General features: G+C 69.2%; 20 protein-coding genes. 6 read left to right on the forward strand and 14 right to left on the reverse strand.

Features of this window, described 5'->3' with window-relative positions; genetic code table 11:
• Positions 1–130: 130 nt before the first annotated feature.
• From LW840_RS05465 to LW840_RS05490, 6 genes are all read right to left on the reverse strand, one after another.
• A complete protein-coding gene (locus LW840_RS05465) occupies positions 131–1,120 on the reverse strand; it encodes an electron transfer flavoprotein subunit alpha/FixB family protein (protein ID WP_291267448.1) in 990 nt (329 codons plus the stop codon).
• Between the two features lie 2 nt (positions 1,121–1,122).
• Positions 1,123–1,878: an electron transfer flavoprotein subunit beta/FixA family protein gene (locus LW840_RS05470; protein ID WP_291260742.1), complete on the reverse strand. Its 756-nt coding sequence runs from the start codon at positions 1,876–1,878 to the stop codon at positions 1,123–1,125.
• 194 nt (positions 1,879–2,072) lie between these two features.
• The gene (locus tag LW840_RS05475) at positions 2,073–3,311 is read right to left on the reverse strand and encodes a RagB/SusD family nutrient uptake outer membrane protein (RefSeq protein WP_291276562.1); all 1,239 of its coding nucleotides are present in this window, start codon (positions 3,309–3,311) and stop codon (positions 2,073–2,075) included.
• Between the two features lie 5 nt (positions 3,312–3,316).
• Positions 3,317–6,382 carry a SusC/RagA family TonB-linked outer membrane protein gene (locus LW840_RS05480; protein ID WP_291276563.1) on the reverse strand — a complete coding sequence of 1,022 codons (3,066 nt, stop codon included), beginning with the start codon at positions 6,380–6,382 and terminating at the stop codon, positions 3,317–3,319.
• A 197-nt stretch (positions 6,383–6,579) separates the two neighbouring features.
• The gene (locus tag LW840_RS05485) at positions 6,580–7,554 is read right to left on the reverse strand and encodes a hypothetical protein (protein ID WP_291276564.1); all 975 of its coding nucleotides are present in this window, start codon (positions 7,552–7,554) and stop codon (positions 6,580–6,582) included.
• 125 nt (positions 7,555–7,679) lie between these two features.
• A complete protein-coding gene (locus LW840_RS05490; protein WP_291276565.1) occupies positions 7,680–8,918 on the reverse strand; it encodes an acyl-CoA dehydrogenase family protein in 1,239 nt (412 codons plus the stop codon).
• 208 nt (positions 8,919–9,126) lie between these two features.
• Here LW840_RS05490 and LW840_RS05495 point away from each other — a divergent pair, with 208 nt between their 5' ends.
• Together LW840_RS05495 and LW840_RS05500 are read left to right on the forward strand one after the other, a co-directional pair.
• Positions 9,127–9,642, forward strand: coding sequence for a hypothetical protein (locus LW840_RS05495; protein WP_291267774.1), 516 nt, complete (start codon positions 9,127–9,129; stop codon positions 9,640–9,642).
• 198 nt (positions 9,643–9,840) lie between these two features.
• The gene (locus LW840_RS05500; protein ID WP_291276566.1) at positions 9,841–12,048 is read left to right on the forward strand and encodes a hypothetical protein; all 2,208 of its coding nucleotides are present in this window, start codon (positions 9,841–9,843) and stop codon (positions 12,046–12,048) included.
• Between the two features lie 46 nt (positions 12,049–12,094).
• Here the strand turns inward: LW840_RS05500 and LW840_RS05505 are convergent, their stop codons facing one another.
• Positions 12,095–12,928 carry a SprT-like domain-containing protein gene (locus tag LW840_RS05505; RefSeq protein ID WP_291276567.1) on the reverse strand — a complete coding sequence of 278 codons (834 nt, stop codon included), beginning with the start codon at positions 12,926–12,928 and terminating at the stop codon, positions 12,095–12,097.
• A 111-nt stretch (positions 12,929–13,039) separates the two neighbouring features.
• Between LW840_RS05505 and LW840_RS05510 the strand changes: the two genes are divergently transcribed.
• Positions 13,040–14,914, forward strand: a complete 1,875-nt coding sequence (locus tag LW840_RS05510) for a serine/threonine-protein kinase (protein WP_291276568.1) — start codon at positions 13,040–13,042, stop codon at positions 14,912–14,914.
• On the opposite strand, the gene LW840_RS05515 is transcribed toward LW840_RS05510, so the two are convergent.
• Both LW840_RS05515 and LW840_RS05520 read right to left on the reverse strand, forming a co-directional pair.
• Complete coding sequence (locus LW840_RS05515) at positions 14,871–15,737, reverse strand: metallophosphoesterase (protein WP_291267778.1); 867 nt, start codon at positions 15,735–15,737, stop codon at positions 14,871–14,873. The genes LW840_RS05510 and LW840_RS05515 overlap by 44 nt on opposite strands.
• Positions 15,730–16,743, reverse strand: coding sequence for an isocitrate/isopropylmalate family dehydrogenase (locus tag LW840_RS05520; RefSeq protein ID WP_291276569.1), 1,014 nt, complete (start codon positions 16,741–16,743; stop codon positions 15,730–15,732). The genes LW840_RS05515 and LW840_RS05520 overlap by 8 nt, the downstream gene beginning before the upstream one ends.
• A 148-nt stretch (positions 16,744–16,891) precedes the next feature.
• On the opposite strand from LW840_RS05520, the gene LW840_RS05525 reads away from it, so the two are divergent.
• Positions 16,892–18,964, forward strand: coding sequence for a carbon starvation CstA family protein (locus tag LW840_RS05525; RefSeq protein WP_291267780.1), 2,073 nt, complete (start codon positions 16,892–16,894; stop codon positions 18,962–18,964).
• 25 nt (positions 18,965–18,989) lie between these two features.
• Entirely contained in the window at positions 18,990–19,229 is a 240-nt protein-coding gene (locus tag LW840_RS05530; protein ID WP_291262506.1) for a YbdD/YjiX family protein, read from the forward strand.
• On the opposite strand, the gene LW840_RS05535 is transcribed toward LW840_RS05530, so the two are convergent.
• Positions 19,199–20,347 carry an MFS transporter gene (locus LW840_RS05535; RefSeq protein WP_291276570.1) on the reverse strand — a complete coding sequence of 383 codons (1,149 nt, stop codon included), beginning with the start codon at positions 20,345–20,347 and terminating at the stop codon, positions 19,199–19,201. The two genes, LW840_RS05530 and LW840_RS05535, sit on opposite strands and share 31 nt — an antisense overlap.
• A gap of 71 nt (positions 20,348–20,418) precedes the next feature.
• On the opposite strand from LW840_RS05535, the gene LW840_RS05540 reads away from it, so the two are divergent.
• On the forward strand, positions 20,419–21,615 hold the full coding sequence (locus tag LW840_RS05540) for a M20/M25/M40 family metallo-hydrolase (RefSeq protein WP_291276571.1): 1,197 nt from the start codon (positions 20,419–20,421) through the stop codon (positions 21,613–21,615).
• Between the two features lie 3 nt (positions 21,616–21,618).
• On the opposite strand, the gene LW840_RS05545 is transcribed toward LW840_RS05540, so the two are convergent.
• Genes LW840_RS05545 through LW840_RS05560 form a run of 4 tightly spaced genes read right to left on the reverse strand, consistent with a single transcriptional unit; the run spans position 21,619 to position 26,242 of the window.
• Positions 21,619–23,007, reverse strand: coding sequence for a galactokinase family protein (locus LW840_RS05545; RefSeq protein ID WP_291267783.1), 1,389 nt, complete (start codon positions 23,005–23,007; stop codon positions 21,619–21,621).
• A gap of 1 nt (position 23,008) precedes the next feature.
• Positions 23,009–23,818, reverse strand: coding sequence for a nucleotidyltransferase family protein (locus LW840_RS05550; RefSeq protein WP_291267784.1), 810 nt, complete (start codon positions 23,816–23,818; stop codon positions 23,009–23,011).
• Between the two features lie 34 nt (positions 23,819–23,852).
• The gene (locus LW840_RS05555) at positions 23,853–25,256 is read right to left on the reverse strand and encodes a Gfo/Idh/MocA family oxidoreductase (protein ID WP_291262501.1); all 1,404 of its coding nucleotides are present in this window, start codon (positions 25,254–25,256) and stop codon (positions 23,853–23,855) included.
• Positions 25,253–26,242 (reverse strand): sugar phosphate nucleotidyltransferase, encoded by a 990-nt coding sequence (locus LW840_RS05560; protein WP_291267785.1) that lies wholly within the window; start codon positions 26,240–26,242, stop codon positions 25,253–25,255. Before LW840_RS05560 ends, LW840_RS05555 begins: the two co-directional genes overlap by 4 nt.
• Positions 26,243–26,366 lie beyond the last annotated feature (124 nt).

Here is a 26,366-nt window from a genome sequence, read left to right on the forward strand (position 1 = left end):
GGCCGTGGAATGGGCCGCGACAAGCGCGGCGGGGAGGCACGGAAGGGAGGAGGCACGGGGAACGCAGCGGGCCCCACCGCCTTGATGGCGATGGGGCCCGTCCTGTCCGACTGCGCGTGCCAAGGGGACGTCAGCCCTGCGCGCGCGCCGCCTTGACCGCCGCAGTGAGGGCCGGCATGACCTCGAACACGTCCCCCACGATGCCGTAATCGGCAATCTTGAAGATCGGGGCGTCCTTGTCCTTGTTGATCGCCACGATGGTCTTGGAGGTGCGCATGCCGGCCAGATGCTGGATGGCCCCCGAGATGCCCACGGCGATGTAGAGGTTCGGACTCACGTTCCGGCCCGTCTGCCCGATCTGATCGGAGTGCGGCCGCCAGCCCTCGTCGGTCACCGCGCGCGTGGCCCCGACCGCCGCGTTGCCGAAGGCGTCGGCCAGCTCGTCGCACAGCGTGAAGTTTTCCGGCGCCTTGAGCCCGCGACCGCCGGCCACGATGACCGGCGCGTCGTTGAGGTCGATCTTGCCGGTGTTGCCCTGCTTGAGCTCGACCACCTTCACCCGTGAGGCCGACGGATCGGTGGCGCTCGTAATGGCTTCGGTGGCCAGCGGCTTCGCATTCGCCACCGGCTGGAAGGCGGCGGGACGCACCGACAGCACCGCCGGCGAGCCGGTGAGCGTGAGCGTGGCGATGGTCTTGCCGTTCATGTTGAAGTGCTGCCCCACCACGTTCCCGCCTTCCACCGTGAAGCCGGTGAGGTCGGGGGCGAGGCCGCTACCCAGCTTGGCGGCCACGCGCGGCGACAGGTCACGCCCCTGCGCGGTGGCGCTGAACACCGCGAAACCGTACGTGCCACCCGACAGCCGCTGCGCCAACGTGGCCGCCAGCGCCTCGGGGTTGTACTGCGCGAAGCCGGCATGTTCGAGCACGAGCACACTGTCAGCGCCGTGCTCAGCGAGCGCACCGGCCTTGCCACCAATGCCGGCCTCGCCGGCCAGCACCGCGTGCACGCTGCCGCCGCCGGACAGATCGGCGAGCTGACGCCCGGCCGTCACGGCCTCCAGCGCCACCTTGCGCAGGTCGCCCGCACGGACTTCGGCAAAAACAAGAACGTTGGCCATGGTCAGAGCACCTTCGCTTCAGTCTGGAGGAGACGGACGAGTTCGGGCACCGCCGCCGCGCTGTCGCCGAGAATACGGCCAGCGGCGCGCTCGGGCGGGAGCACCATCTTCGTGACCGACACCTTGATGTCACCCAACTGCGCCGGCTTCACATCGAGCGGCTTCTTCTTGGCCGCCATGATGCCCTTGAGGCTGGGCAGGCGCTCCTTGTTGAGCCCGTCGTCGATGGTGAGCAGCGCCGGGAGCGGGAACTCCACCACCTCGCTGGCGCCTTCGAGCTGACGCTCGGCGCGGCCGGTGCCGCCGCTGATCTCCAGCTTGCACACGTTGGTCACGCAGGGCAGGTCGAGCAGCTCGGCCACCATGGGCCCCGTCATCTGGTTCATGGAGTCGATGGCAATGCGCCCGAAGAGCACCAGATCGTAGCCACCCTCCCTGAGCTCGGCCGCCAGCGCGCGCGCCACGGCCAGGCCGTCGGCCGGCACCGCCGCCGCCTGCAACAGCACGCCGCGGTCGGCCCCCATGGCCAGCGCCTTGCGGATCTGCTCCTGCGCCGCATCGGGGCCGAGGCAGATGGCGACCACTTCGCCGGTGTTGTTGTTCTTCTCCTTGAGCTGCAACCCCGCCTCGATGGCCCAGAGGTCGAAGTCGTTCACGTCGTACTTGAGCCCCGCCTCGTCCACTCGCGTGCCGTCGGCCGCGATCGCGAACTTGGTTTCCATCACGGGGACGCGCTTGATGCACACGGCGATCTTCACCGCGGTCGCTCCGTTCGAATGTCAGGTAGGATTGGGAGACTACGTGTCCGCAAGCTAAGGGACGGGGACAGAGGGGGGCAATGCGCCGCGACCGTCCGAAAACAGCGCGGGTCGGACCCGCCCGCAGGCACGTCCGACCCGTCCGTCCCACGGGGCACCGGTACGGCGACCGGTTCCCGTTTACTCTGCCCGGCTCAGCGCCCGAAGTTCGGATTGGCCAGCTTTTCGGCGTCCGGCAACGGCCAGCAGCGCTGGTCGCCGTACACGCCGCCCTTGGCGTACAGCGCCCCGGCCGCCGGCACCTGCGGCAGGTTGAAGCGCTTCACGTCGAACCAGCGGTTCCCCTGCAGGAACAGCTCGCGCCGGCGCTCTTCCGCCACCGCGGCATCCACGTTGGCCGATTCCTGAGCGGTGAGCGGCGGCAGCGCCACGCCCGTACGGGCCCGCAGCGTGTTGAGAATGGCCACCCCGGCGGCCCCGCCCCGCGCTTCGGCCAGGATGAGCTGCGCCTCGAGACCCGTGGCAATCGGGTACGTGGCCACCAGGCTGCTGTACTTGTTCTGGTTCCAGAGCCGATTGATCTGGTCCGGCGCCGTACGGTTGAGGTCCGTGACCGACACGCGGGGATCGTTCAGCGTGCGATAGGCCGGCGCCACGCTGGTGGCGTTGGACTGGTTCACCTGCTGGAAGATGCGATTGTTGCGGCGGCCAATGGTGGCGTCGGCGGTGGCGTTGTACACGAAGCCCACCGGTACCCGGGCGGCATCGTCGGCCGCGCCGGGCTTCGCCCCCTTGTTGATGCGCGCGCGCGCCCGGCCCACGTAGGCCAGGTTGAGCACGTTGGCATCGCCGGCGGTGGTAGCGGCGGCAATGGCCCGCGTGAAACGCACCTCCGCCGAATCGAACAGCTGCGTGGGCGTGAGCGCACTGCCCAGACCAATGACGCCCTCACAGAAGCCTTCGCCGAGCAGCAGCAGGCTGAAGCCCGCCATGGCCGAGTTCAGGGCAATGAGCCGCTGCCGGTTGGGCACCTGCGCATCGGTCCACTCGGAGAGCCGCTGCACCGCCTGGTCGTTGGTGTACCGGGCCGTATTGATGGGCGTGTACACGCCAATGCCCTCGCAGCCGCTCGTGGAGTAGAGCGCATCCACGGCCTCCACGTTGCGGCGGTCGTAGTTCCAGCGCGCCGCCGTTTGCGTGGCGTCCACGAGCTCACCGGCGGCCAGGCCGCTGGCCACCACGTAGCCGCCCAGGGCGCATTCGTAGTCGGCCACGGCGCTGGCCGAAATGAGTGCCGCGTTGGCCGGCACCAGAAATGCTTCTTCGGCCAGACGGCTGGGGGTCTGTACCGTGAGCAGGCGATCGAAATTGCCGCAGGCGGCGGTGAGGCCGAGCGACGCGACCGCCGTCAGGACCTTCATCGTGTTTCGCATGATGGTCAGAAGTTGAAGTTGACGGTGGTCACGAACTGACGAAGCTGCGGCAGCACGTTCTGCTCCCACTGACCGAAGGCACCACCGCGGGTGCCGCCGTTGAACGACGCCTCGGGCTCGATGCCCGGGAAGTTCGTCCAGAGCCCCAGGTTGCGGCCGGCCACGGTGATGGACGCGCGCGTGGCGCCCACACGACGTGCGAAGTTGCCGGGCAGGGTGTACGTGGCCGAGAGCTCGCGGAAACGCGCGAAGCTGGCGTCGTGAATGAGGTGATGCGTGAACGCGGTACCCGCCTGCACGGCGGCCAGCTGCGCCCGATCGGTGACCTCGTCGGGGTAGTACAGCTCACGGCAGAGCACGAACGCGCCGCAGCGCACGCGGTAGTTGCCGTCGAGCTTCTTGTAGCCACCGCGCCAGTCGACGAAGGCGTTCACGCGGAGGTGCTTGAACATCGTGAGACCGGCCGAGAACGAGCCTTCCTGCATGGGCACCGAGTTGCCGAGGAAGACGCGCGGCGCCTGCGCGCAGGCCACGGTGCCGCCCGCCCCGTTGTCGCAGAGCACGTTCGTGGCGCGGCGGGTGGTGGCGTCGTAGTCGGCGCTCACGATGCGGCGGTCCCACCAGGCACCCGGCGCATAGCCCACGCGGTGCCCGATGTTGCTGGACAAGGACACGAACTGGGTGGACCCACCCAGTGACGCGATGTTGTAGGCGGTCGTGGAACCGCTCAGCGTGAGATCGAGCGACAGGTTGTCGCGGCGCAGCGGCGTGCCGCGCACCACCCACTCGAGCCCCTGCCGATCCACCTGGCCGGCGTTGAACAGCTGGAAGCCGGGGAAGCCGTTCGACGGCGGGGCCTGGCGCGACAGAATGGCGTCACGGGTGGAGCCGCCGAAGTACGTGACCTCCATGCCCACCCGGTCATTCCACAGCCCCGCGTCGAAGCCCAGTTCGAGCTCGGTGCTGCGCTCCGGGCCCAGGTCGGCGTTACCGGCCGAGGAGGGGGTAAGAAAGCCGCCGGCCGCCGTGTACGTGCGAATGGCGTCGAAGGCGCCCGGCTGGAGCCCCGAGGCACCGTACGCAGCGCGCAGGCGCAGCTGGTTCATGAACGCCGGAATGGGGAGCGACGGCTCCTCGCTCACCACCCAGGAGGCGCTGAGCTTGGGATACGTGACAGCATCGAAGTTGGTGCCGAAGGCCGAGTTATCGTCGGTCCGCACCGCCGCCGTGACGAAGAGGCGATCGTTCCAGACGAACTGCTGCTGGATGAACGCGCCCACGGTGTTGTTCTGCGTAAGCTCGTCGCCGCCCACGTTGCGAATGCTCGCCGACGAGATGGAGGTGAGCCCCACGGCGGGGAACGTCGCCCCGCTGATGGCACGGAAGCGCGTCTGGCGCAGATAGATCTGCCCACCAACCGACGTCACGCTCTTGAGCGCCGACGACGGCTGGAATTCGGCGTTGGCGACGTAGTCGTACGACGTGAGCGTCACGTCGCGCGTGCTGGCCGAGATGGCGCCGGCGGTCGGCAGCCCCGACCCGGCGAACGCCGCATACGTGGCGGCGATGAGGTCGTTGCGCGGCGTCCGGTCCTCGTTGTTCTCGGCCAGCCGGTCGAGCCCCACGATGAGCCGGTGGTTGAGCCACTTGGCCGGGCGGTTGGTGAACTGGAAGCTGCCGGTGAAGCGGTCGGCGTCCTGGAAGACGTCGTACGCCTCGTAGTAGGCGTTGGGCGGCCCCGAGCGGAAGCCCAGCTGCGGATTGCCCGGGGTGCGGGAGTTCACCCCCACACCGCCATACAAGAACGAGGGAGACGAGAAGAGCGTGCCCCAGACGGCCCCGCCGCCACCCGACTCGAACGGCAGGTACGTGCGCCCCGTGGTGTAGCCGAGGCTCGTCTGCACGTCGACGCTGGGCGACGGGTTGGCCTGCAAGTTGACGCGCAGATTGGTGCGACGGAGACGATTGACGCGTTCGGCGCCCTGGTTCTCCTCGTACCCGCCGCCCACGTAGTAGCGCACGGCGTTGGTGCCACCGGACACCGACATCTGGATGTCCTGCAGCTGCCCGCTGGTGAACACATCGTTGCCGAAGCGCGCGTTGAGCGAGTCGTTGAGCTGGCGCGTGGAGATGCTCACCGTATCGAGCGCCGTGGCGCTGCCGGCGCGCGGCACGGTGCCGTAATTGTCGTCGAAACGATTGAGCCAGTTGGGCACCCAGCTGGAACCGCCGCGGGCGGTCAGGTTCCATACCGGGCGGCCGGCGGCACCCTTCTTGGTGATGATCTGGATGACGCCGTTGGAGGCTTCGGTGCCGTAGAGCGTGGCCGCGGCCGGGCCCTTGATGACTTCGATGCTTTCGATGTCATCGGGGTTGAAGTCGTTCCAGCGCGAGATCGAAGCCGAGCCGAACCCCTGATTGCTCGGCCCGGAGGCCTGCGTGTTGTCGACGCGCACGCCGTCGACGTAGATGAGCGGATCGTTGGCGAGCGACAGCGAGGACGCGCCGCGCACGCGGATGCGCGACCCCGTGCCGACCTGGCCGGAGCTGGCGACGATACTCACGCCGCTCGCACGACCATTGAGAAGTTCCTGGAACGAGTTGACCGGCTGAGTGGCCACGATTTCGGCCGCATTCACGGTGCTGACGGCGTTGCCGATGGCGCGCTTCTCGGCCACACCGGCCGTTCCGGTCACGACCACCGACGTGAGCTCCATGGCGCGCTCGGAGAGGGCAATGCGCACATTGGCGTCGCCAATGGTGGCCCCCACGGTGCGCGGCTGGAAACCGATGCGCCGCACGGTAATCTGGACCTGTCCGGTGCCGGTGAGCCCGGCCAACCGGAAGCGGCCGGCGTTGTCGGAGGTGGTGCCCACGTTGCGCCCTTCGACCGCGATCTGGGCGTCGCCAATGGGCGATCCGTTCTTGTCGTTCACGACCGTACCGGCAATGGTGCCAGTACCCTGCGCGTGCAGGGGGGCGCGTGGGGCCAGACTCGCTGCCACGAGCCCGAGCGCCACACCGAGGGTGCGCGACCGGACCGCGACCAAGCGGGCGGCGGAGTGCAGCATGTGCGTCATCTCCAGGGGATTGAGGAGGAAACCACTGTTGCGGCGGAACCTATGCGCGCAAACATCGGAGACAAGCGTGCGGTCACACCTTCCTGCGGCTGGGCACGCATCAGGCCGGGTGGGCGGTGGGTCTCCACGGCAAGGGAGGCGGCAGGGGGCTGGCGGTCAGGAAGCGGGAAGCAGGGGGCACCAACGCGTCAGGGCGAGAGACGCGTCAAGGTGCGCTCTGTACGCACCACGCGCAGGCGCCGGCCATCGAGCGACACGCGCATCTCCGACGGTGAGACCGTTTCCACGATGCGCAGTGGCACCGCCAGCAACTCCGCGCCCTCGGCGTACCGGCCGACCATGCGCGCCTGCCCCGGTGCGCCTTTCGGCGGGCGCAGATAGTCCAGCGTGTCGCTGTGCAGGCGGCCGGTGCGCTGGTCCACCACATAGCGTCCGATCAGCTGCGGGCCGGCCAGATCCTCACGCGGCATGAACCGCACGACGCTCAGGCTGTCCGGGGCGTACTCGGTGATGCTCAGGCAGTGCGTCTCGAGAAACCGGTTGCTGGTGAGGTCACGCAGCGACGGGCGCCGCACGACCCAGTCGCCGTCGATGCGCTCCATGGCACGTCCCGCCTCGTACGGCCGGTTGGACGGCAGGACCGGCATGGTCACCGTGTCGCTCTCCCCCTCCAGACGCCGCCCGTCTTCGGTCTCGAGGATCGTTTCCACGGCGAACGAGAAGCCCGTGCGCTCCTGACTGGCCAACTCGCGGCGTTCGGCATACTCGGCAAACACCGTGCGGACCGCCTCGACCACGCCGGCGGATGCCTGGGCCGCCACGTCCTGCGCCGTACACCGCGCGGCGTCCTCCACGCGATAGGCCGAGAGCAGCGCGGGTAGGCGTGACATCACGATGCGATCGGCGGCATTCGTGCTGCGCGCCGGCCGATACCCGATGCGACGGGCGAGCCACGGGCCGTCCGCAGGTCGGGCTTGCCGGGCCATGCCGGCGGCGTCGGTGACCACGCGCTGCCCCGAGGGCGATTCGAGAATCGCGTACGGCACCGCGCCGCCAAGGCTGTCCACCACCTGGATTTGCGCCAGGGCCGGGCGTGGTACGATGCCGGCGAGCCCCGCCAGCGCCAGCAGCGCGCCTACGACATACGCACGACACACGGGCATGCCCCACCACTGGTTGCTTCACATTGGGTGCGTCCCCTACCACGGGGCCACGGCGGCACAGCCTGCATGGCCCCGGGGACCGCGGGCGTGAACGGCAACGCCCCGGCCCCCGTTGCCGTTGGCCGTTACTTGAAGGCGTTCAGCCCGGTAATGGCCTGACCCAGAATGAGCGAGTGCACATCGTGCGTGCCTTCGTACGTGTACACGCTCTCCAGATTGGCCATGTGCCGCATGGCGGCGTACTCGGCCAGGATGCCGTTGCCGCCCAGCAGGCGCCGTGTTTCCCGCGCAATGTTGGTGGCAATGTCCACGTTGTTGCGCTTGGCCAGCGACACCTGGGTGGGGGTGAAGTTGCCCGCGTCCTTGAGGCGGCCCAGGTGCAGCGACACGAGCTGCCCCTTCACGAGTTCCGTGAGCATGTCGGCGAGGCGTACCTGCTGAATCTGGAAGCCGCCGATGGGCTTGTCGAACATGATGCGCGTCTTGCCGTAGCTGACCGCTTCCTCGAAGCACGCCATGGCCGCGCCGAGCACGCCCCACGAGATGCCGTAGCGGGCCTGCGTGAGGCACATGAGCGGGCTCTTCAAGCCCTTCGACAGCGGGAGGATGGCGTCGGCGGGGACGTGCACATCGGTGAGCACCAATTCCGAGGTGTGACTGGCCCGGAGCGACAACTTGCCGTGCTGATCCTTGGCGTGGAATCCGGGCAACGCGGTATCGACGACGAAGCCGCGGATGCTGCTGTCATCGGTGCTGTCGCCGGTCTTGGCCCAGATGATCGCGATGTGCGCCTTGGAGCCATTGGTGATCCACATCTTGCCGCCGTTCAGAACCCAGCTGCCGTCGGCCTGCTGACGCGCCCGCGTGATCATGCCGGAGGGGTTCGATCCGTAATCGGCCTCCGTAAGGCCGAAGCAGCCGATCATCTCCGCCTTGGCCAGCTTCGGCAGATAGTGGCGCTTCTGCTCTTCACTGCCGAACGCGAAGATCGGGTACATCACCAGCGCGCCCTGCACCGAGGCGAACGAGCGGATGCCACTGTCGCCACGTTCGAGTTCCTGCATGATGAGCCCGTACGCGACACTCGAGAGCCCCGCGCAGCCATACTCCTCCGGCAGGTTCGCCCCGAGCACGCCCAGTTCGGCGAGCTCGGGGATCAGCTCGTCCGGGAAGCGCCCCTGCACGTAACAGTCGCCGATGATCGGCAGGATCTTCTCGTTGACGAACGCGCGGATCGTGTCACGAATGGCGCGCTCTTCTTCGGTGAGCGCCGCATCGATGTTGAACAGGTCGCCCGGGTGAGCGGTGAGTTCCACGGACGGGAGCGCAGGGATCGCGCTCGCCAGCAGGGTATCGAGGGCCATTGGGCGCTGCGGGAGAGGGGGAAAAGGTCGACCCCCCTAATGTAGCAAGGCGTACGGCAAGGGAGGCACCCGGGCAAGCCCGAGCTTGGTTGCGGTGAGCGCCTTTGCACGATAGCAGGGACGAGTGGTTTCCTGGTTCTCATCGTCCCTTCCACTCTCCCGCACCGAGCCGGCCAGACTCCGTACCACAGCGCTGCTTCCCTGGTCTTTGCCGCCTGTTCGGGTGGCGGCGGAGACGACGCGGGCCCCATCACCGCGCGCCCCAACGCCCACCATTGGCGTCACCACCGCGGCCAGCGCCCTCACCGTGACGCAGGGAACGAGCGGCACCGGGGGCGCATGGAATGCCGTGACGCCCAGCGGGACCACCACCCGTGTGTATTCGTTCAACATCAGCGGCCGGGCGGGCCGCGTGGCGTATGCCATTCCGCAATCGGGGCGCGGAACGGTAGGTGTTTCCTTCTTCCAGCAGGCGCAGACGTCGAACACGTGGACGGTCACCATGTCGCGCAGTTACTCCGGCAGCGGCGCAACCTGGACGCTCGCGGTGCCCAATGTCGCCGGCGTGAGCGGCTTCAACACAGCGTGGGGGCTCGCCAACGCCAGTACGAACTGGTCGCTGACGGGGCTTGGTGGACTCTTCGCCCCGGGGAACAACGCCCTGGGGTTTGGCGAAGGCGGCACGTTCCGATCGGCCGCTCGCACCGGCACCGTGTCGCCGTAACGGCAACCGGCGTCGTGCGACGGTGAAGTCGGGGCGCCAGTGCCCGGGCAGTGGCGCCCCGCGCTGCTTTTCGCGCTCCGTGTGTTTGCGTGCAGTGTGCGCTGCGTCACGATCGTGACCAACCGGGGGATCTCGCCGCCGCGCCCGTTTCCGTCAGATTGCTTCGCGTTGGTTTCCGGCCCGTTCTCCCTTCCCTGCATGCGCCGCACTCTCGCCCTGTTCAGCGTGCTGCTTGCCGCCTGTGGCGGGGGCAGCGACTCCCCTGCCCCGGTGACGCCGCCCCCCGCCCCCAGCATTGCGCTGGCGCTCGCACCGTCGGCCGCCACCGCCTCGCGCGGTGCCACCACCACCACCACCGTGACGCTCACGCGCGGCGGCAACTACGCGGGGACGGTCACGCTGGCGGCCGAGGGGGTACCCAACGGGGTGCAGGTCACGTTTTCCCCTGCGTCGCTCACCACGTCGGTGACCAGTGCCACGGTCGCCATTGCCGTGGGCGCCACGGCCGCCGTAGGCACGTCGTCCTTCACGATCACGGGAACCGGCGCGGGCGTCGCGACCACGAGCATCCCGTTCGCCCTCACGGTTGCCACGCCCCCCGGCGTCACGGTGTCGGCGATCACGGCACAGCAGCTGTCGCAGGGCACCTCATCGGCCACCGCCATTCCGCTGGTGCTGACACGCACCGGCGGGCTGGCTGGTGACCTCACGCTGGCGCTGGAGGGGGCGCCGACGGGGCTCACGGCAACCTTCACCCCGAACCCGGTCGCGGGCACCGGCGCGCAGATGACGTTGAACGCGGCCGCCACCACCGCGCCCGGCAGCTACGCGCTGGCGGTGCGTGCTACGGGCGCAGGGGGGGCGAGCGGTACGAGCCCATTCACCCTCACGATCACCGCAGCCGAAGCGGGCAGCGTGAGCATCAACACCGTGCCCGCGACGCTCTCGGTGGTGCAAGGACAGACGGCACTGACCACGGTGAACATCGCGCGCGCCGGCGGGTTCACCGGCACCGTGACGCTCTCGGCCAGCGGCTTGCCGGCGGGGACGACGGCCACGTTCACGCCGGCGGTAGCCGCCGGCACGCAGGCGCAACTGGGCCTTGTGGTGGGGGCCGCGACGCCGGCGGGCAGCTACCCCGTGACCGTGCGCGCACAGGGCGCGGGCGTGCGGGAGGCCACCACCACGCTCACCCTCACCGTGACCCCTGCCAGCAGCGGCGGCAATACGGTGAACTGGACCTTCTGTGCGCCCGAGCGGTTCCCGGTCTGGTTTGCCTATCAGACGGGCACGAGCGGCGCGTGGACCGCGCTGACGCCGACGGGGAGCAGCACGCGCGCGTACGCCGTGCCGGCCAGCACCGTGGGGGCGGTGGCCTACGCCATACCGCGCGCGGGGGGCGGTGCCGATGTGTTCGTGAGCTACCTGACGGCCGCGGAGCTGGGCTTCCAGGCGAGCAACGAGTGCGTGGGGAGCCGCCGCACCAAGTCGCTCACGGGCACCGTGACGAACGTGCCGGCCGGCGCGCTGTCGTTCGTGAGTGTTGGTGGCAGCGGCACACTCATCGCGAGCCCGGCCACGACCTTCACCCTGTCGGGGGTGGCCGATGGCCTCACCGATCTCGTGGCCTTTCGCAGCGCGCCCAGTGTGGGCAACGTGGGCGTTCAGGCCGACCGGGGCATCCTGCGGCGTAATGTGGACTACACAGCGGGCAGCAGCATCCCGACGCTCGACTTCAACGGCAACGAATCGTTTGCGGTCGCGACGGCGAATGTGTCGGTGCTGAACGCCGGCGGTGATCAGGTGTCACTCGCCACGCTCCTCCTGACCACCAATGGCGTGGCGGGGCCCCTGACCACAGCCACTCAGCCGGTGGCGATTGCCACGCAGCGCGTCTTCGGCGTACCGCGCGCGCAACTGCTCAATGGCGACCAGCATCAGATCCAGGCGGTCGCCGTGAACAGCGCCGGGCCCACCACGTCCACCCGATCCGTGACGCAGTTCAATCGCGAATTGAGCGATCGCACCGTGGCCCTCGGTGCCGTGCTGCCCACCTTCGTTCCCGCCATCGCGGCCACCGCGCCGTATCGCCGGCTCTCGCTGAGCGGGCTGTGGCAGGCGGACTATGGTGATGTGATGGCCGTGCAGTATCTGCAGCAGCCCAACACGTGGACGGTATCCGTGTCGCGCGGCTACACAGGCGGCAGTGCGAACTGGACGCTCGCGATGCCCGATCTGTCGGGCGTTGCCGGATTCAATACCGCCTGGGGGCTGGGCAGTGGGTCCACCGGCTACACGGTCATTGGCAGCGGTGGGACGCAGGGTGGGTTGAGCGGCGGCGGGGGCACCTTTGCCGAAGGGGCCAGCTTCCGGCAGGCGTTGCGCACGGGGACGCTCCCGCCCTGATGGGGCACCCGTGCACGAACGCGGCGACGACGGGCGCGCGCTATGCTCAGCGCGCGTGTGCCTGTCGCTCGCGCCGGCGTTCGAGTGGCGTGACGTCGCGCCGCGCCGCGGGCGTAATGCCCACCTCGCGCGCCTTCCGGCGAAACTCGGGGCCATGATCGACCGGGCGTCCGGTCTCGTGCTGCCACTGGTGCACCATTTCGTGCAGCAGGGTGTGCATGGCTTCCCGCCAGCCATGCCGCACGATGTGGGTGCGTGACATGACGATTTCCGCCGCCAGGTGCCGCGAGCCGGGGTCGTAGTGCCCGAGCCGCGTGGCCATTCGACCGGAGAGCCGCAGCGGAATGCTCTTGAGGGTGCCGCCAAACCACTGCGCGTTGAGCTGGCGATGCGCCTCGGTGAGTTGCGTGAGCAGCGCCGCATCGCCGGGGCGTGCCGGCTCCTGTCGCCGGGCCACCGGCGCCCGCTCCACATCGTGCGCCAGAATGACCTCGCGGGCCGCCAGGCGCTCGGCCCTGGTGCGGGCCGTGGCGAAGGCCACGATGGCCCGCAACACCGTCTCGGGCGCTTCGGAATAGCCTTCATGCACGCGCAGGGTGCGCCCAATGAGCGACACCATGACGGTGCGTGTCCGCATGAGGACCAGCTGCTCCACACCGCGCAGCCCCATGTCCTGGAGGCGCGAGAAGAGCACGGCGGTGCGTGCCCGCAGCGCCGACCGGCCGCGGACCTGACGTCCCCTGTCCGACTCCGGCAGCTGCGACGACGACGGCGACGGTGACGGTGACGGTGACGACGATGGCGAAGACGACGGCACGGCGGGGGCCGGGGCCGGCGCCTCGGTGAAGAACCCGAGTTGCAGATCGTCGAAGAGGGACACGACAGCAACTTGGACGTGCCCCCCCGTTCGGGCAACGCCCACGCCACGGTCCGCCGGTCTCCCGACCCCAACCCTTTGCCAAGCGCCACCCGACGCACCTACCCTTCTTGCATGACACCGCCCTCCGCGACTCCGCTTCCCCCCGCCCTGACGACGAGCTTCGACACCGTGCGCCTCCTGGGTACGGGCGGCATGGGGGCCGTGTGGCTGGTGCGTGACCGCTTCCTCGACCGTCTGGTGGCCCTGAAGGTGCTGCGGAGCGAACACGCCGACCCGGCAATGCGGGAGCGGTTCCTGCGCGAGGCGCGCACCAGCGCCCGTCTCGAGCACCCCCACATCATCGACGTCTATCGCGCCGACGAGACCGACGGGGTGGTGTGGTTCACGATGCGGTACATCAACGGCGAGTCGCTGGGTGATCGACTCCGGGATCGCGGCGCGCTGCCCGTGGCGGAGACATTGCGCATCCTGCGGGAGGTCTCGTGGGGGCTGGCCTACGCGCATGCCCGCGGAGTGGTGCACCGCGACATCAAGCCCGACAACATCCTGCTCGACCGTGAATCGGGGCGGGCGGTCATCACCGATTTCGGCATCGCGCGTGACGCCACGTACGACTCATCGCTGACGCTGCTGGGGAACGTGCTGGGCTCGGTGCACTACATGAGCCCCGAGCAGGGCGTGGACGAGGTGGTGGATGGTCGCAGCGATGTCTATGCGTTGGGGTGCGTGGCGTATCACATGCTCACGGGCGCCCCGCCGTTCGAGGGGACGGCCCAGTCGGTGTTGGTGGCGCACGTGACAAAGCCCGCGCTCTCGCTGGTGGGCACGCCCACGGTGCCAACCGGGCTCGCGGCGCTCATCGACAGCTGCCTCAGCAAGGCCCCCGACGACCGCCCCGCGACCGCGGATCTGCTGGCGAGCACGTTCGACGACCTGCTGCGGGAAGTGGAAGCGGCCCAGCAGGCGCAGGCCGACGCGTCGCCGGCTGGAGTCCTTTCGGAAGACGAGGCGCGGCTGGTGTGGCAGCGCGCGGCGCAATTGCAGGCCGAGGCGGCCCATCGCATGGAACGGCACGCGGCCCTCGAGGGCGCGCGCGTGGCGCGGAGTGGGTCCAACCGGCCGGCGGACGACCGGCGGCCCTCATCGTCCGCGGATGTGCCGCTACCTGACGAGTCCTATCGGGTGCGAGACGTGGAAGCGGCCGCGGTGGAAGCCGGGATTTCGCGGCAGTACGTGGCGATTGCGTTGGCCGAGCTGCGGGCCGGGGGAACGTCGACTGCGCTGGCGGCCCCGGTCTCCGACCGTGACGACCGACGCATGACCCGGCTGCTGGGCACGACCGACCGCGCCATTTCGGTGTCGCGGGTCATTCCGGCCTCACCCAAGGCCACGCTGCAGGCGCTCGGCGCCGTGTTCACGAGTGCGCCGCACCAGTTCACCCTGCAGGACACGATCAACGGGCACCCACTCGACGGCGGCATCATGCGCTTCAAGGTGCCGCGCCTGCTGGAAGCCTATGCGAATCCCTTCGTCGGCTTTGCGTCGGAGAAGCAGCTTCGCTTCCGGCTCGAGCAGATCGAGCTGTTCGACGTCAACGTGACGCTGCATCCGCGCGGTACCGCCGCCACCCCGGCCTGCGAAGTGGTGCTCACCGGCGACCTGCGGGCCGGGCTCGCCCGCAACGTGGCCCTCGATCTGGTCCTGATGGCCATGACCGGCGTGTTCGCGTTTCTCGGCACTGCCGTCGGATTGGGCGCGACGCTGGGCGTCCCCGTGCTCAGCGCCGCCCCACTCATTGCGGGAGCCGGGGCCGCGGTACTGGCGGGGGCCGCCGAAGGGGCCTGGTATCGGTGGCTGTTCCGCAGGGCGCTGAAGGGCACGATGGACGAGTTGCAGCAGCTGCTGCAGCAGATCGAGCGGCAACTCGCCCAGCAGGCGCTCTTCAGCGGGGAGCCGGTACTCCCGGAGCGGAGCGAGCCGCGGTGAGCTGCATGGCTCCCCGCGTGAACGCGCCATCCCGATAGCTCCACGCCTGCACGGTGACCGTCTCGGCACTCGCCTCGATCACGTTCAGGGCACTCGGGCGCCTGCCCCGCATGCGGCTGGAGAGCGTGTTGGCGGCACTCACCAGCACACGATCGGCCACCAGCTCCACCCGCTCTTCATGGTCGTGCCCCGTGCAGACCACATCCACCGGCATGGTGGCGAGGGTATCGAGCACACGCCGCGGCTGCTTGAGCCCCCAGCGGTTGGAGAGTCGGCCGCGCACGACGTTGTGATGCACCACGAGGAGGCGCAGGTCGCGCGGCGGCGCGGCGGCAAGGCGGGCGTGTGCCTGCTGCAGTTGCGCGTCGGTGAGCCCGCCCTTCACGCGCCAGTCGCGCGGATACCAGGTGAGTGACTCGGGGTGGGTGCCCCACGCCGAGTTGAGCCCCACCATGGTCACCCCCGGCACCTGGACGGTGGGTTCGGTGTCCTCGCAGATGTATTCGCGATAGCGCGCATGCAGACGTGCGAACTCGCCGAATCCGAAGGGCGCGTGCCACCAGGCCGTATCGTGGTTGCCGGGCACCGTGATGACGGGCGCGACCGCGCGAAACTGCGCCACGATCTCGCGCGCCTGCTCGAACTCGTGCACCCGGGCGCGCTGCGAGAAGTCCCCCGACACCACGATGGCGTTCCAGCGCTGCGCGCGGGCCAGCACCAGGGCGGCGTCCACATGGGCCTGAACGAAGGGGTGCCCGCAGTGGATGTCCGACAGGTGCAGCACCCGCACGGTGGCCGGCGTGGAGAGCGCGGGCTCAGCCAAGCTTCGCAATCACGGCGTCGGCGAACGCGTCGGTGCCCGCGGTGCCACCCAGATCGCGCGTGAGCACACGCCCCTCCCGGATGGTGCTCTCGAATGCGTCGCGAATGCGTGTCGCGTTGTCGCGGTCGCCGATGTGCTCGAGCATCATGCAGGCCGCGAGGATGAGCGCCCCGGGGTTGGCGATGTTCTTGCCGGCGATATCGGGGGCCGTGCCGTGCACCGCCTCGAAGATGGCCGTGTTGCGCCCGATGTTGGCGCCTGGCGCGAGCCCCAGCCCACCCACCAGCCCGGAGATCTCGTCGGAGAGGATATCCCCGAAGAGGTTCGTGGTGACCACGACGTCGAACTGTTCGGGGCGCATGACCAGGTGCATGGCCATGGCATCGATGATGCGCTCCTCGAACAGGATGCGCCCCTCGTACTCGCGGGCCACCATGCGCCCCACGTCGAGGAAGAGCCCCTGCGAGTACTTGAGGATGTTGGCCTTGTGCACCAGGGTGACCTTCTTCCGCCCGTGGGCCAGGGCGTACTCGAAGGCGTAGCGCACGATGCGCTCGCTCCCCTGCCGGGTAATGATGGCCACCGACTCGGCCGCCGCCCGCGGGTCGTCGCCGATGCGCACGTAGTGCTCGACGCCGATGTACAGCCCCTCGGTATTCTCGCGCACCAGCGTGATGTCGATGTTCTCGAAGCGGCCAGGCACGATGGTGCGCGCCGGCCGCACGTTGGCGTAGAGATCGAACGTCTTGCGCAGCGCCACGTTGATGGAGCGGAACCCCTCGCCGACCGGCGTTTCGAGCGGCCCCTTGAGCGCCACCCGTGTCTGCTTGATGGAATCGAGCGTGGCGTCGGGAATGGGGTCGTTCCAGCGGGCCACCCCCGCCATGCCGGCCACCTGCCGGTCCCAGGCGATATCGCACCCGGCCGCGTCGAGGATGCGAACCGTGGCGTCGGCAATCGAGGGACCGATGCCGTCGCCGGGGATGAGCGTGACGGGTGTGGGCATCACGAAGAATAGCCACTCCCGGCAGCGGGCCGATAGGAACGGGGAGTCCGACAGCGGGACAACGCCCCCCCGTGGCTGCGCGTTCATTGACAAGCCGCCGCCCCATGCTGCATATGGGCACGTCGGTTCCCACCTTTCCCCCCTCCGCGTGACTCGACTGCTGAAAGTCCTCCCCTGGCTGGCCCTGGCCGCCCTCGGCGCGGGTTCCCTGGCCTTCGTGGCCGTGAACCGTGGTGAGCAGGTCAGCGCGGCCTGGCTGCTGACCGCTGCCGTGTGCACGTACCTCATTGGGTACCGGTTCTACAGCCGCATCATTGCGCACGACATCTTCAACCTCGACGCCGAGCGGGCCACGCCCGCCGAGCGGCTCGAGGACGGGCGCGACTACGTGCCCACCAACAAGTGGGTGGTATTCGGGCACCACTTTGCCGCCATTGCCGGCCCCGGCCCGCTCGTGGGGCCGACCCTGGCCGCCCAGTTCGGTTTCCTTCCGGGAGCGATCTGGATTCTGGTGGGGGTGGTGCTGGGAGGCGCCGTGCAGGACTTCGTGATCCTGGCCGCCTCCGTCCGTCGCGACGGCAAGTCGCTGGGACAGATGGCGAAGGAGGAGATCGGCACGGTGGCCGGTAGCACGGCCCTCATCGCCGTGCTGGGCATCATGATCATCCTCATCTCGGTGCTGGCGCTGGTGGTGGTGAATGCGCTGCGCGACAGCCCCTGGGGCACCGTCACGATCGGCCTCACCATTCCCATCGCGCTGCTCATGGGGCTGTACATGCGCTACGTGCGCCCGGGCGCGGTGCTCGAGACCACGGCCATCGGTCTCGTGCTGCTCGGCGTGTCGCTGTGGGCCGGCAAGTGGGTATCGGAGTCGGCGGTGTGGGCGCCCGTCTTCACGCTCGACGGCACGACGCTGTCGATCGCCATCATGATCTATGGCTTCGCGGCCTCGGTGTTGCCGGTGTGGCTGCTGCTGGCGCCGCGCGACTACCTGTCGGCGTTCGTGAAGGTGGGGGTGGTGGTGGCCCTGGCGATCGGCATTCTGTGGGTGCTGCCGCCGCTCGAGATGCCGGCGGTCACCAAGTTCGTGGACGGCACGGGCCCCGTGTTCTCCGGCAAGCTCTTCCCGTTCGTGTTCGTCACCATTGCCTGCGGCGCGATTTCGGGGTTCCACGCGCTCATTTCCAGTGGTACCACGCCCAAGATTCTCAAGCGCGAGTCCGATGCCCGCCTCATCGGCTACGGCTCCATGCTCACGGAGTCGCTGGTGGCCACCATGGCGCTCATTGCGGCCTGCGTGCTCACCCCGGGCATCTACTTCGCGATCAACTCGCCCGCCGGCGTGATCGGCACCACGGCCATGGCCGCCGCCGATACGATCAACAACTGGGCCCTGTTCAAGCCCATCACGGCCGCGGAACTCGATGCCCTGGCGAAGGCCGTGGGGGAGAACTCGCTGCTGTCGCGCACGGGTGGGGCACCGTCGTTGGCGGTGGGCATGGCGCACCTGTTCTCGCAGGCGCTGGGCGGCGAAGCCACGATGGCGCTCTGGTACCACTTCGCCATCATGTTCGAGGCGCTGTTCATCCTCACCACGCTCGACGCCGGCACGCGGGTGGGTCGGTTCATGCTGCAGGACATGCTGGGCAACATCTGGAAGCCGCTTGGCAAGGTCTCGTCGTATCCCGCCGGCATCTTCGCCAGCGCGCTGTTCGTGTGCATGTGGGGCTACTTCCTGTACCAGGGCGTCACCGACCCGCTCGGCGGCATCAACTCGCTCTGGCCGCTCTTCGGCATTTCCAACCAGCTGCTGGCCACGGTGGCGCTGTGCGTGGGCACCACGGTCATCATCAAGATGGGGAAGGCGCGCTACGCCTTCGTGACGCTGCTGCCCATGGTGTGGCTGGTGATCGTGACGATGACGGCGGGGCTCACCAAGATCTTCTCCAGCGACCCGAAGCTGGGCTTCCTGTCGCACGCCGCGCTCCTCAAGCAGCAGATCGCGTCGGGCACGTTGCCGGCCAACATCAAGACCGTGGAAGCGGCGCAGCGCATGATCTTCAATGATCAGCTCGACGCGGGTGTCGCCGCCTTCTTCCTGGTGTCGGTGATCGTCATTCTGGGGGCGTCCATCAAGGAGTGGCTGGCCGTGACGAGCGGCCGCAAGGCCACGGTGTCGAGCGAGACGCCGTTCGTGCGCACCCAGCTCACGGGCGCGTGATGTACGCGACGTGGAGTCGGCGCTGATGCCCGCTGCTCCCGTCGGGACGGGGGCTTCGCCGTCCGCGTCGCCCGTTCGTCGTTGGCTCGCCGCCTGGCGGCGGGCCGCGGCGGTGGTGCGACGCATGATCGGCGTGCCCGACTATGACACCTACCTCGTGCACATGCGGCACCGCTACCCGGGGTGCGCACCGCTCGACCGTGAGACGTTCGAACGCGAGCGGCTCACGGCGCGCTACAAGGCCACCGGTTCTCGCTGCTGCTGAGGGGGGGCACTGCCGGTCGCGGCCATCCACGCCGCGGCCGCCAGCGCCACGGTGGCGCCCATGCCGAAGGCGGTGCTGGCCGACCAGCCATCCCATACCGCGCCGAAGAGCACACTGGCCGGCAGCGCCGCCACGCCCACCACACCGTGATACCAGCCGAACGCGGTGCCCCGCCGCCCCGCCGGTACGAGGTCGGCGACCAACGCCTTCTCGGTGCCCTCGGTGAGTCCGAACACCACGCCGTACGTGGCAAAGAGCGCCCACGCGTGCCACTCGGCGGTCGCGAGGGCAAAGCCGGCGTAGACCGCGGCATAGAGCAGCCATCCGGCAATGAGCAGCGGTCGTCTGCCGACCGTATCGGAGAGTGCCCCGCCGGGGGTGGAGGCGGCGCTCTTCACCAGATGCAGTACGACCCACAGCAGCGGGATGAGGGCGGTGGACACCCCCAGCTGCGAGGCGCGCAGCAGGAGGAACGCGTCGGTGGAGTTGCCCAGCGTGAAGAGCACGATGGGGGCCATGCTGCGCCAGAAGTCGCGCGGCAGCGGTGCGGCCGCGGGCCGCGGCGCCACCGGGCGGGGCGGCGTCTCGAGGGGGCGCTCGCGGACCCACACGGCGGCCACCAGCACGGCCAGCGCGCCCGGCACGGCGGCCACCCAGAACACGTCACGCACGGGCATCCCCGCCCACTGCAGACAGGCCAGGGCCACCAGCGGGCCCACCACGGCACCAGCATGGTCGGCGGCGCGGTGGAAGCCGAACGCGCGCCCCCGTTGGCGGGCAGGCACCGATGCGGCCAGCAGCGCATCGCGCGGCGCCCCGCGTATGCCCTTCCCCACCCGGTCGGTGAGCCGAATGGCGAGCACCTGCCCTCCCGTCTGGGCCACCGCCACCAGGGGCCGCACCAGTGAGGCGAGCGCATACCCGGCCACGATGAGCGGCTTGCGGCGAGCGACCCTGTCCGACCACCATCCACTGGCCACCTTGAGCAGCGCCGCCACCGCCTCCGCGGCGCCCTCGATTACCCCCACCATGCGCACCGACGAGCCCAGCGTGCCCACCAGAAAGAGCGGGAGAAGCGGGGCGATGATTTCGCTCGAGGCGTCGGTGAGGAAGCTCACGACGGCGAGCGCGAGGACGTTCCCGCGTGGGCGCCACGCGGCATCGGCAAGATCGTGGTGAGGGGCGGCTGATGGCACAGGGACCTCGAGGCGCCGATGGCATGTCGGCGGCCGGTGATGCGTGGGGCTCTGCGCTCACCGATGTTGCCGTGGCGCACCGGAGCTGGACACTCGACCAGCAGATCCGGTTGACGCAGACGCCCGCTCCTACCGGCAACGAAAGTGCCCGGGCGCGTCTGGTGCAACTGGCACTGCGGCGCGCCGGCGCCTCCACCGTGCGCCTCGATGCGGCCGGGAACGTCTGCGTTGTGCTCGGCGAGGGAACGCGGCCCCCGCTGGTGTGCATGGCGCATCTCGATGCCGTGTACGAAGACGGCGCCCCGATGGACCTGGTGCCGGTGCACCGCGACGGCCCCGTCATCCGTGCCCCCGGCATTGGCGACAACGGACGCGGGCTGGCCGCACTGCTCACACTGGCTCGGCTCCTGCGCGCGCCGGAGCTCGCCGCACGCCTGACGCGCCCCGTCCACCTGGTGGCCACCGTGGGCGAGGAGGGAGACGGCAACCTGCGCGGGGCGCGCGCCTGGTTCGACGACGCCGCCCGGCAGGGGATGACGCCGCACGCCGTGATTGCCATCGATGGGCCGGGGGACGAGTCCATCGTGCATCACGCGGTCGGCTCGCATCGTCTGCGCGTCACCCTGCACGGAGAAGGTGGACACAGCTGGGTGCAGGCGGACGCGGCCAATCCCATTCACGCGTTGGGCGGGTTCATTGCGGCGGCCGCCCGTCTTGGCAACGTACGATCCCGCGACGCGGTCGTGCATGTGACGCGCATGCACGGCGGGGAATCGCTCACCGCCATTCCGCAGCAGGCGTGGGTGGAGATCGATGTGCGCGGCACCTCCTCCGCGCGCATCGAACAGGTACGTCACGATCTGCGGCGACTCGTGGCGTGGCATACGCTGCCAGGGTTGCGGGCCGAGGTCACGGTGCTGGGTGACCGGCCGGCAGGGACACTCGATGCCGCGCACCCGCTGGTCGAGGCGGCCGCGCACGCCACGGCCCGTGTGGGGTGCACCCCACGCTCGGCGGTCGCGAGCACGGACGCCAATGTGCCACTGGCGCGCGGCATCCCGGCCATTGCCGTTGGTGCCGGTGGACGCGGCGGTGGTGCACACTCCCGCCACGAGTGGTACGACGACGCCCATGGCGCACGCGGCATTGAGCGACTGCTGCGCCTCGTGCTGTTGCAGGCGGCGGGGTAACGGCTACTCGGCGAGGTGGGTGGCGGCGTCGAGCAACTCGAGGGCCGGTGCGCTGGGGGCCGTGCGGAAGAACACCGACCGGTGTGACGCGTTCGGATGGACACGCAAGTACTTGTCGCGCCATCGCGCGGCGAAGCGCTCGGCATCGACAGCGGGCACCATGGCCCACACCGCGCCGCCGAATCCCGCACCGAAGGCGCTGGCGGCCGTGGCCCCAAGGTCCCGCGCATACCGCTGCAGGTGCACCGTTTCGGCGATCTGATTCTCGAGCGCGCGCTCGGCGCCTGCCTGTGATTTGTCCACCAGCCGCCCGAACTGCGTCAGCTGCCCGGCCGCGAGCGCCTCGGCCGCCTGCGGCACAATGACGAACGTTTCGTCGAAGAACTGCCCGAGCCGCGCGGTGAGGTGGCCCGCCGAGAACTCCGCATCGGCGGCGGCTTCGGCAGCCGTGAGCAGCGGCGCGGGCACCTCATCAAGCGGCGTGTCGCCGGCGGCGGCAACAAACGCCTCGCGCAGCGTGCGCACCGGCAGCTGTCCGGTGGCGTTCCACGCGTCCACCAACCGGCGTGCCGTGCGGGCCGCCCGGTTGTAGCGCTCCTTGGCCGCACCGGTCTTGGCCGCCACGACGCCACTGACGCCGATCACGAAGGTGTGGGTGGCAGGCCACCCGACCGATTGCTCGAAACGCACCGGCGCCCACGAGAAGACATCCAGCCGTGCCCGCTCGCAGCAGAGAATGGCCGTCTGATCCTGCGCGCCACCCATGGTCCCCACCCCCTTCTCGCCGGAGAGCACGCCATAGTCCATGCCGTTCTCCAGCGCCCCCACATAGCCGGCAAGCGCCGCGCGGTCCGTGATGGCCTCGCGCCAGAGCGGATGCGATTCCAGATCGCCGAGCGCGGCGAACGCCAGCGTGAGGCCGACGGTCAGCGCGCTGGAGCTGGAGACACCGGCCGCCGGGGGCAGGTTGCTGGCCAGGGAGATGTCGGCGCCCTGCAGGCGGTCGCCGAAGTTGCGCTGCAGCCGGTTGAGCACCGTGCGCGGATAGATCACCCACGGAGCCGCCCCGCGCGCATTCGCATCGAGTGACAGCGAGATCGCCTCGCGACGGCGCGCGTCGCGCAGCACGACGTGCCGGTCGTCGCGCGGGCGCGCCACCAGGACGATGCCGCGCTCGACGGTGCACAGCAGCGAGCGGCCACCGGCATAGTCCACGTGCTTGCCCAGCACTTCGATGCGACCGGGGATGATCCAGCTGCGTCGTCCGTCCCGTGGGATACCTGCCTCATCGAGGACCCGGTGGGCATCGCGCAGCAGCGCCCGATACGCCTCGGCGGCGGCCACCGGAAACGCCGCGTCGGCAAGGGACCGGCGCACGAACAGTTCGTTCACGTCAGGGCCGGGGCTCGATGTCCTGCAGCCGTGCCGCCACCGCGGCAATGTCGCCGCGATGCGACAGGTCGAGCACGGGCGCCGCGAGGCGTACCGCCCGCACCGGGACTCCGTCCCGTACCGCCATGGCGACCGCCTCCGGCAACTCGTATTCGCCCCGCACCGAGCGCGGAACCCAACGGCACGCATTCACGATTGCGGGGGTGACGGCCCACAGGTTCATGCCCACCCATCGCGCCGCCTCCGAGCCCAGATCGAGTGTGTCGCCCGGCTTCTCCACGATGCCGTGCAGGTATCCGTCGTCTCCCACCTCGAGCACGGCAAAGGCGCGCACGCGCTCCGCATCGATATTGCCCGCGCGGACCAGCACGTCACGATCGAACGCCACCACGCCTGCCGTTGCCTCGGCCGCCAGCAGGCGGAATGCCTCCACCGGGTAGTAGTTGTCGGCATTGAGCACGAGGAACGGCTCCTCGCCGATGACGTCAGCGGCGCTGGTGACGGCGTTTGCGGTGCCGATGGGCTCGGCTTGGACGGCAAACCGGATACGGGTGCGGACCGGCGGCGCCTCCTCCACGAAGTGGCGACGCATGCCCTCATGCTCGGGGCCGATGACCAGCATGACGTCGGTGATCCCCGCGTCCGCGAGGGCCGAGACGACGTACTCGAGGAACGGGCGCCTGATGGGAATCATCCCCTTCACGCCGGATTCGGCGGCTGCCGATTGCGTTGCGCTCAGCGCGGCGTCGGCATCGGCGCGGCGCATGCGGGTGCCAAGCCCTCTGGCCATGATGACGGCGGTACGAATCATGGTGCGGAACGCAGCGGGTGGGAACGCGCAGGACTCAGCCGGCCGCGATCGCCGGGCCCTGCGGCGCCGTGCTCGTCCGCCATGCGCCGCGCGTGAAGTCGGGAAACTTCACCGGCGCACTGCCCTTCCGGATGGACTGTTCGCAGAGGGCATACGGCACACTCCACGCCGCGGCATCGTACACGTCGAAATCCGGCGCCACCCCTTCGCGCATGCACTGCACCAGCCGATAGGCCATGATGAAGTCCATGCCGCCGTGCCCCCCGTTCTTGCGCGCAAGTTCCCCCACTGCGGCCCAGAGCGGATGCTGGTACTTCTGACGGAACTCGGCAAAGGGGGTCCAGCGATGGCCACCGGGCTGGCCGTCGATGTACAGACGCGGGGGATAGTCGTTGAAGGCGGCCTTGGAGCCCTGCAGGTTGTTGAGGCGTGAGTAGGGGCGCGGGCTCGTCACGTTGTGCTGCAGCAGGATGGTCCGTCCCTTGGCCGTCTTGATGAGCGAGGTGTTCACGTCGCCCGTCTTGTACGACTCCCGCCACTTGGGGCTGTCGCGGGGCTCATGCTGCTCGCGCCATTCGGTCAGCCCCGCTTCCGGCGACGACATGGAGACCACGTACTCGAACCGGTCACCGCGGTGAATGCCCAGGTACTGCGCCACGGGACCGAGCCCGTGCGTGGGATAGAGATTGGTGTCGCGTTCGGTGTGCGGCTGACGCCGCCACAACCCCTCGTCCCGATTCTCGAAGAGGATGTCGCGCAGGTCGTGATTGTACGCCGCCTCGGCGTGCAGCAACGTGCCGAAGACCCCTTCGCGCACCATGCGCAGCACGGTGAGTTCGCTCTCCCCGTAGCAGCAGTTCTCCATCATGAGGCAATGCCGCCGCGTCTTTTCGGACAGCTCGACCAGCTCCCAGGCCTGTTCGGTGGTGAGCGCAATGGGCACTTCGCTGCCGCAGTGCTTGCCGGCCAGCAGAGCGGCGCGCATGACCGGCGTGTGCCACGGCCACGGCGTCGCGGTGTAGACGAAATCGATATCGGCCCGCTGCACGAGCCGCTCGAAGTCACGCTCCCCGTTGGTGAACACCGCCGGCGCCGGCCGGCCGGCCTTCGTGCACAGGGCGACGGCCATCTGCGCCTTCTCGGCGACGATGTCGGCCACCGCCGTGATCTCCACGCCGTCAATCGCGAGCAGTTCCCCGAGCACGCTGCGCCCGCGCAACCCGGTGCCCACGATGGCCACGCGCACCCTGTCGTGCTTCTCGAAGGGGATCCCGAGCATCGTGCCGTTTCCGGCGGGGGACGGTGGTACGAGGTCGGCGCGCCATGCATCGGTACTGGCAAGCAGCTGCGCCGGGGTGGCCGTGACGGCGGCAGCGGCTGCCGCCGCGGCACCGGCCAGGAGGTCACGCCGCGAGAGGGGAGTGCGCGATTCGCTCATCCTTCGCCCCGGATCTCCGAGTGATCACCGATGCTGAGGCTTCCGGCCACGCCCTCCACCCGGACATGATCGCCCAGGAAGCAGTCGTGGAGGGACGCGTTGGTGATGGTGACCTGATCACCGGCCACGGTGTCGCGCACCGTGCTTTGGCGCACGACGCTGCCCTTGCCGAGCGAGACGTTGGGGCCGACGGTCGCGTGTTCGATCGTGCAGCCCTCCTCGATGTACACGGGTTCCACAATCGTGGCGCCCTCGCCCAGCGCGGCGGGACGACGGGCGCGTCCCTTTTCGAGCATGACGCGGTTCGTATCCAGAAACGTTTCGAGCTGTCCGGCATCGTACCATCCGTCCACATCGACCACGCGGAGCTTCGCGCCCTGGTCGATCATGTACTGGAAGGCGTCGGTGAGATACCACTCCCCCTTGTTGGGCGGCGTGGTGAGGACGTGGGCGATGCCTTCGAGCAGGAGTTGCCAGTTGCGGATGTAGTAGAGGCCGATGTTGGCGCGCTTGCTGATGGGCTCTTTCGGCTTCTCGACGATGCGGGTCATGTGCCCATTCGCATCGGTCACCACGACGCCGAAGCGCTGATAATCCTCGACTTCCTTGGTCCAGATGATCCCGTCGTCGGTGCAATCCTTGAGCAGGCTGAGATCGGCGTCGAAGATGGTATCGACGAAGATGATGAGCACCGGCGCATCGATGAGCGCCCTCGCGCGCGCGACCGCGCCGGCGGTGCCGTCCTGCACATCCTGCTCGATGAACACCGACGGCACGTCGTAGGCGGCGGCGGCAAAGGCCTCGACCTTTTCCTTGAGGTGCCCGGTGATGTACACCACCTGTTCGACATTGCCGAGCTGCATCACGTCGTCCATCACGTAGCTCATGACGGGGCGGCCGGCCACCTTGAGCATGGGCTTGGGTACGACGTGCGTGTGCGGCCGCAGTCGCGTGCCTTTGCCGGCGAGCGGGATGATCACTTTCATGACGGCAGTCTGGGGGAGGGAGTCGGCGCCGCGCGTCGCCGTGCGCGGCCTTCAGCGTGGGGCAGTGCGGTGGCAATGCCCCAAAATGCAGAACGGCGACACCCCGGGGGAAGGGTAGCGCCGT

The sequence above is a fragment of the Gemmatimonas sp. genome, assembly GCF_021298855.1.
In the GTDB taxonomy this organism is placed as follows: domain Bacteria; phylum Gemmatimonadota; class Gemmatimonadetes; order Gemmatimonadales; family Gemmatimonadaceae; genus Gemmatimonas.

Bases quoted from the DNA above. Each gene is read 5' to 3' on its own strand.
- LW840_RS05500 (WP_291276566.1), top strand. From the start codon at position 9,841: ATGCGCCGCACTCTCGCCCTGTTCAGCGTGCTGCTTGCCGCCTGTGGC.
- LW840_RS05550 (WP_291267784.1), bottom strand. From the start codon at position 23,818: ATGATTCGTACCGCCGTCATCATGGCCAGAGGGCTTGGCACCCGCATG.
- LW840_RS05560 (WP_291267785.1), bottom strand. From the start codon at position 26,242: ATGAAAGTGATCATCCCGCTCGCCGGCAAAGGCACGCGACTGCGGCCG.
- LW840_RS05520 (WP_291276569.1), bottom strand. From the start codon at position 16,743: ATGCCCACACCCGTCACGCTCATCCCCGGCGACGGCATCGGTCCCTCG.
- LW840_RS05475 (WP_291276562.1), bottom strand. From the start codon at position 3,311: ATGCGAAACACGATGAAGGTCCTGACGGCGGTCGCGTCGCTCGGCCTC.
- LW840_RS05480 (WP_291276563.1), bottom strand. From the start codon at position 6,382: ATGCTGCACTCCGCCGCCCGCTTGGTCGCGGTCCGGTCGCGCACCCTC.
- LW840_RS05490 (WP_291276565.1), bottom strand. From the start codon at position 8,918: ATGGCCCTCGATACCCTGCTGGCGAGCGCGATCCCTGCGCTCCCGTCC.
- LW840_RS05555 (WP_291262501.1), bottom strand. From the start codon at position 25,256: ATGAGCGAATCGCGCACTCCCCTCTCGCGGCGTGACCTCCTGGCCGGT.
- LW840_RS05530 (WP_291262506.1), top strand. From the start codon at position 18,990: ATGCCCGCTGCTCCCGTCGGGACGGGGGCTTCGCCGTCCGCGTCGCCC.
- LW840_RS05485 (WP_291276564.1), bottom strand. From the start codon at position 7,554: ATGCCCGTGTGTCGTGCGTATGTCGTAGGCGCGCTGCTGGCGCTGGCG.
- LW840_RS05465 (WP_291267448.1), bottom strand. From the start codon at position 1,120: ATGGCCAACGTTCTTGTTTTTGCCGAAGTCCGTGCGGGCGACCTGCGC.
- LW840_RS05510 (WP_291276568.1), top strand. From the start codon at position 13,040: ATGACACCGCCCTCCGCGACTCCGCTTCCCCCCGCCCTGACGACGAGC.
- LW840_RS05540 (WP_291276571.1), top strand. From the start codon at position 20,419: ATGGCACAGGGACCTCGAGGCGCCGATGGCATGTCGGCGGCCGGTGAT.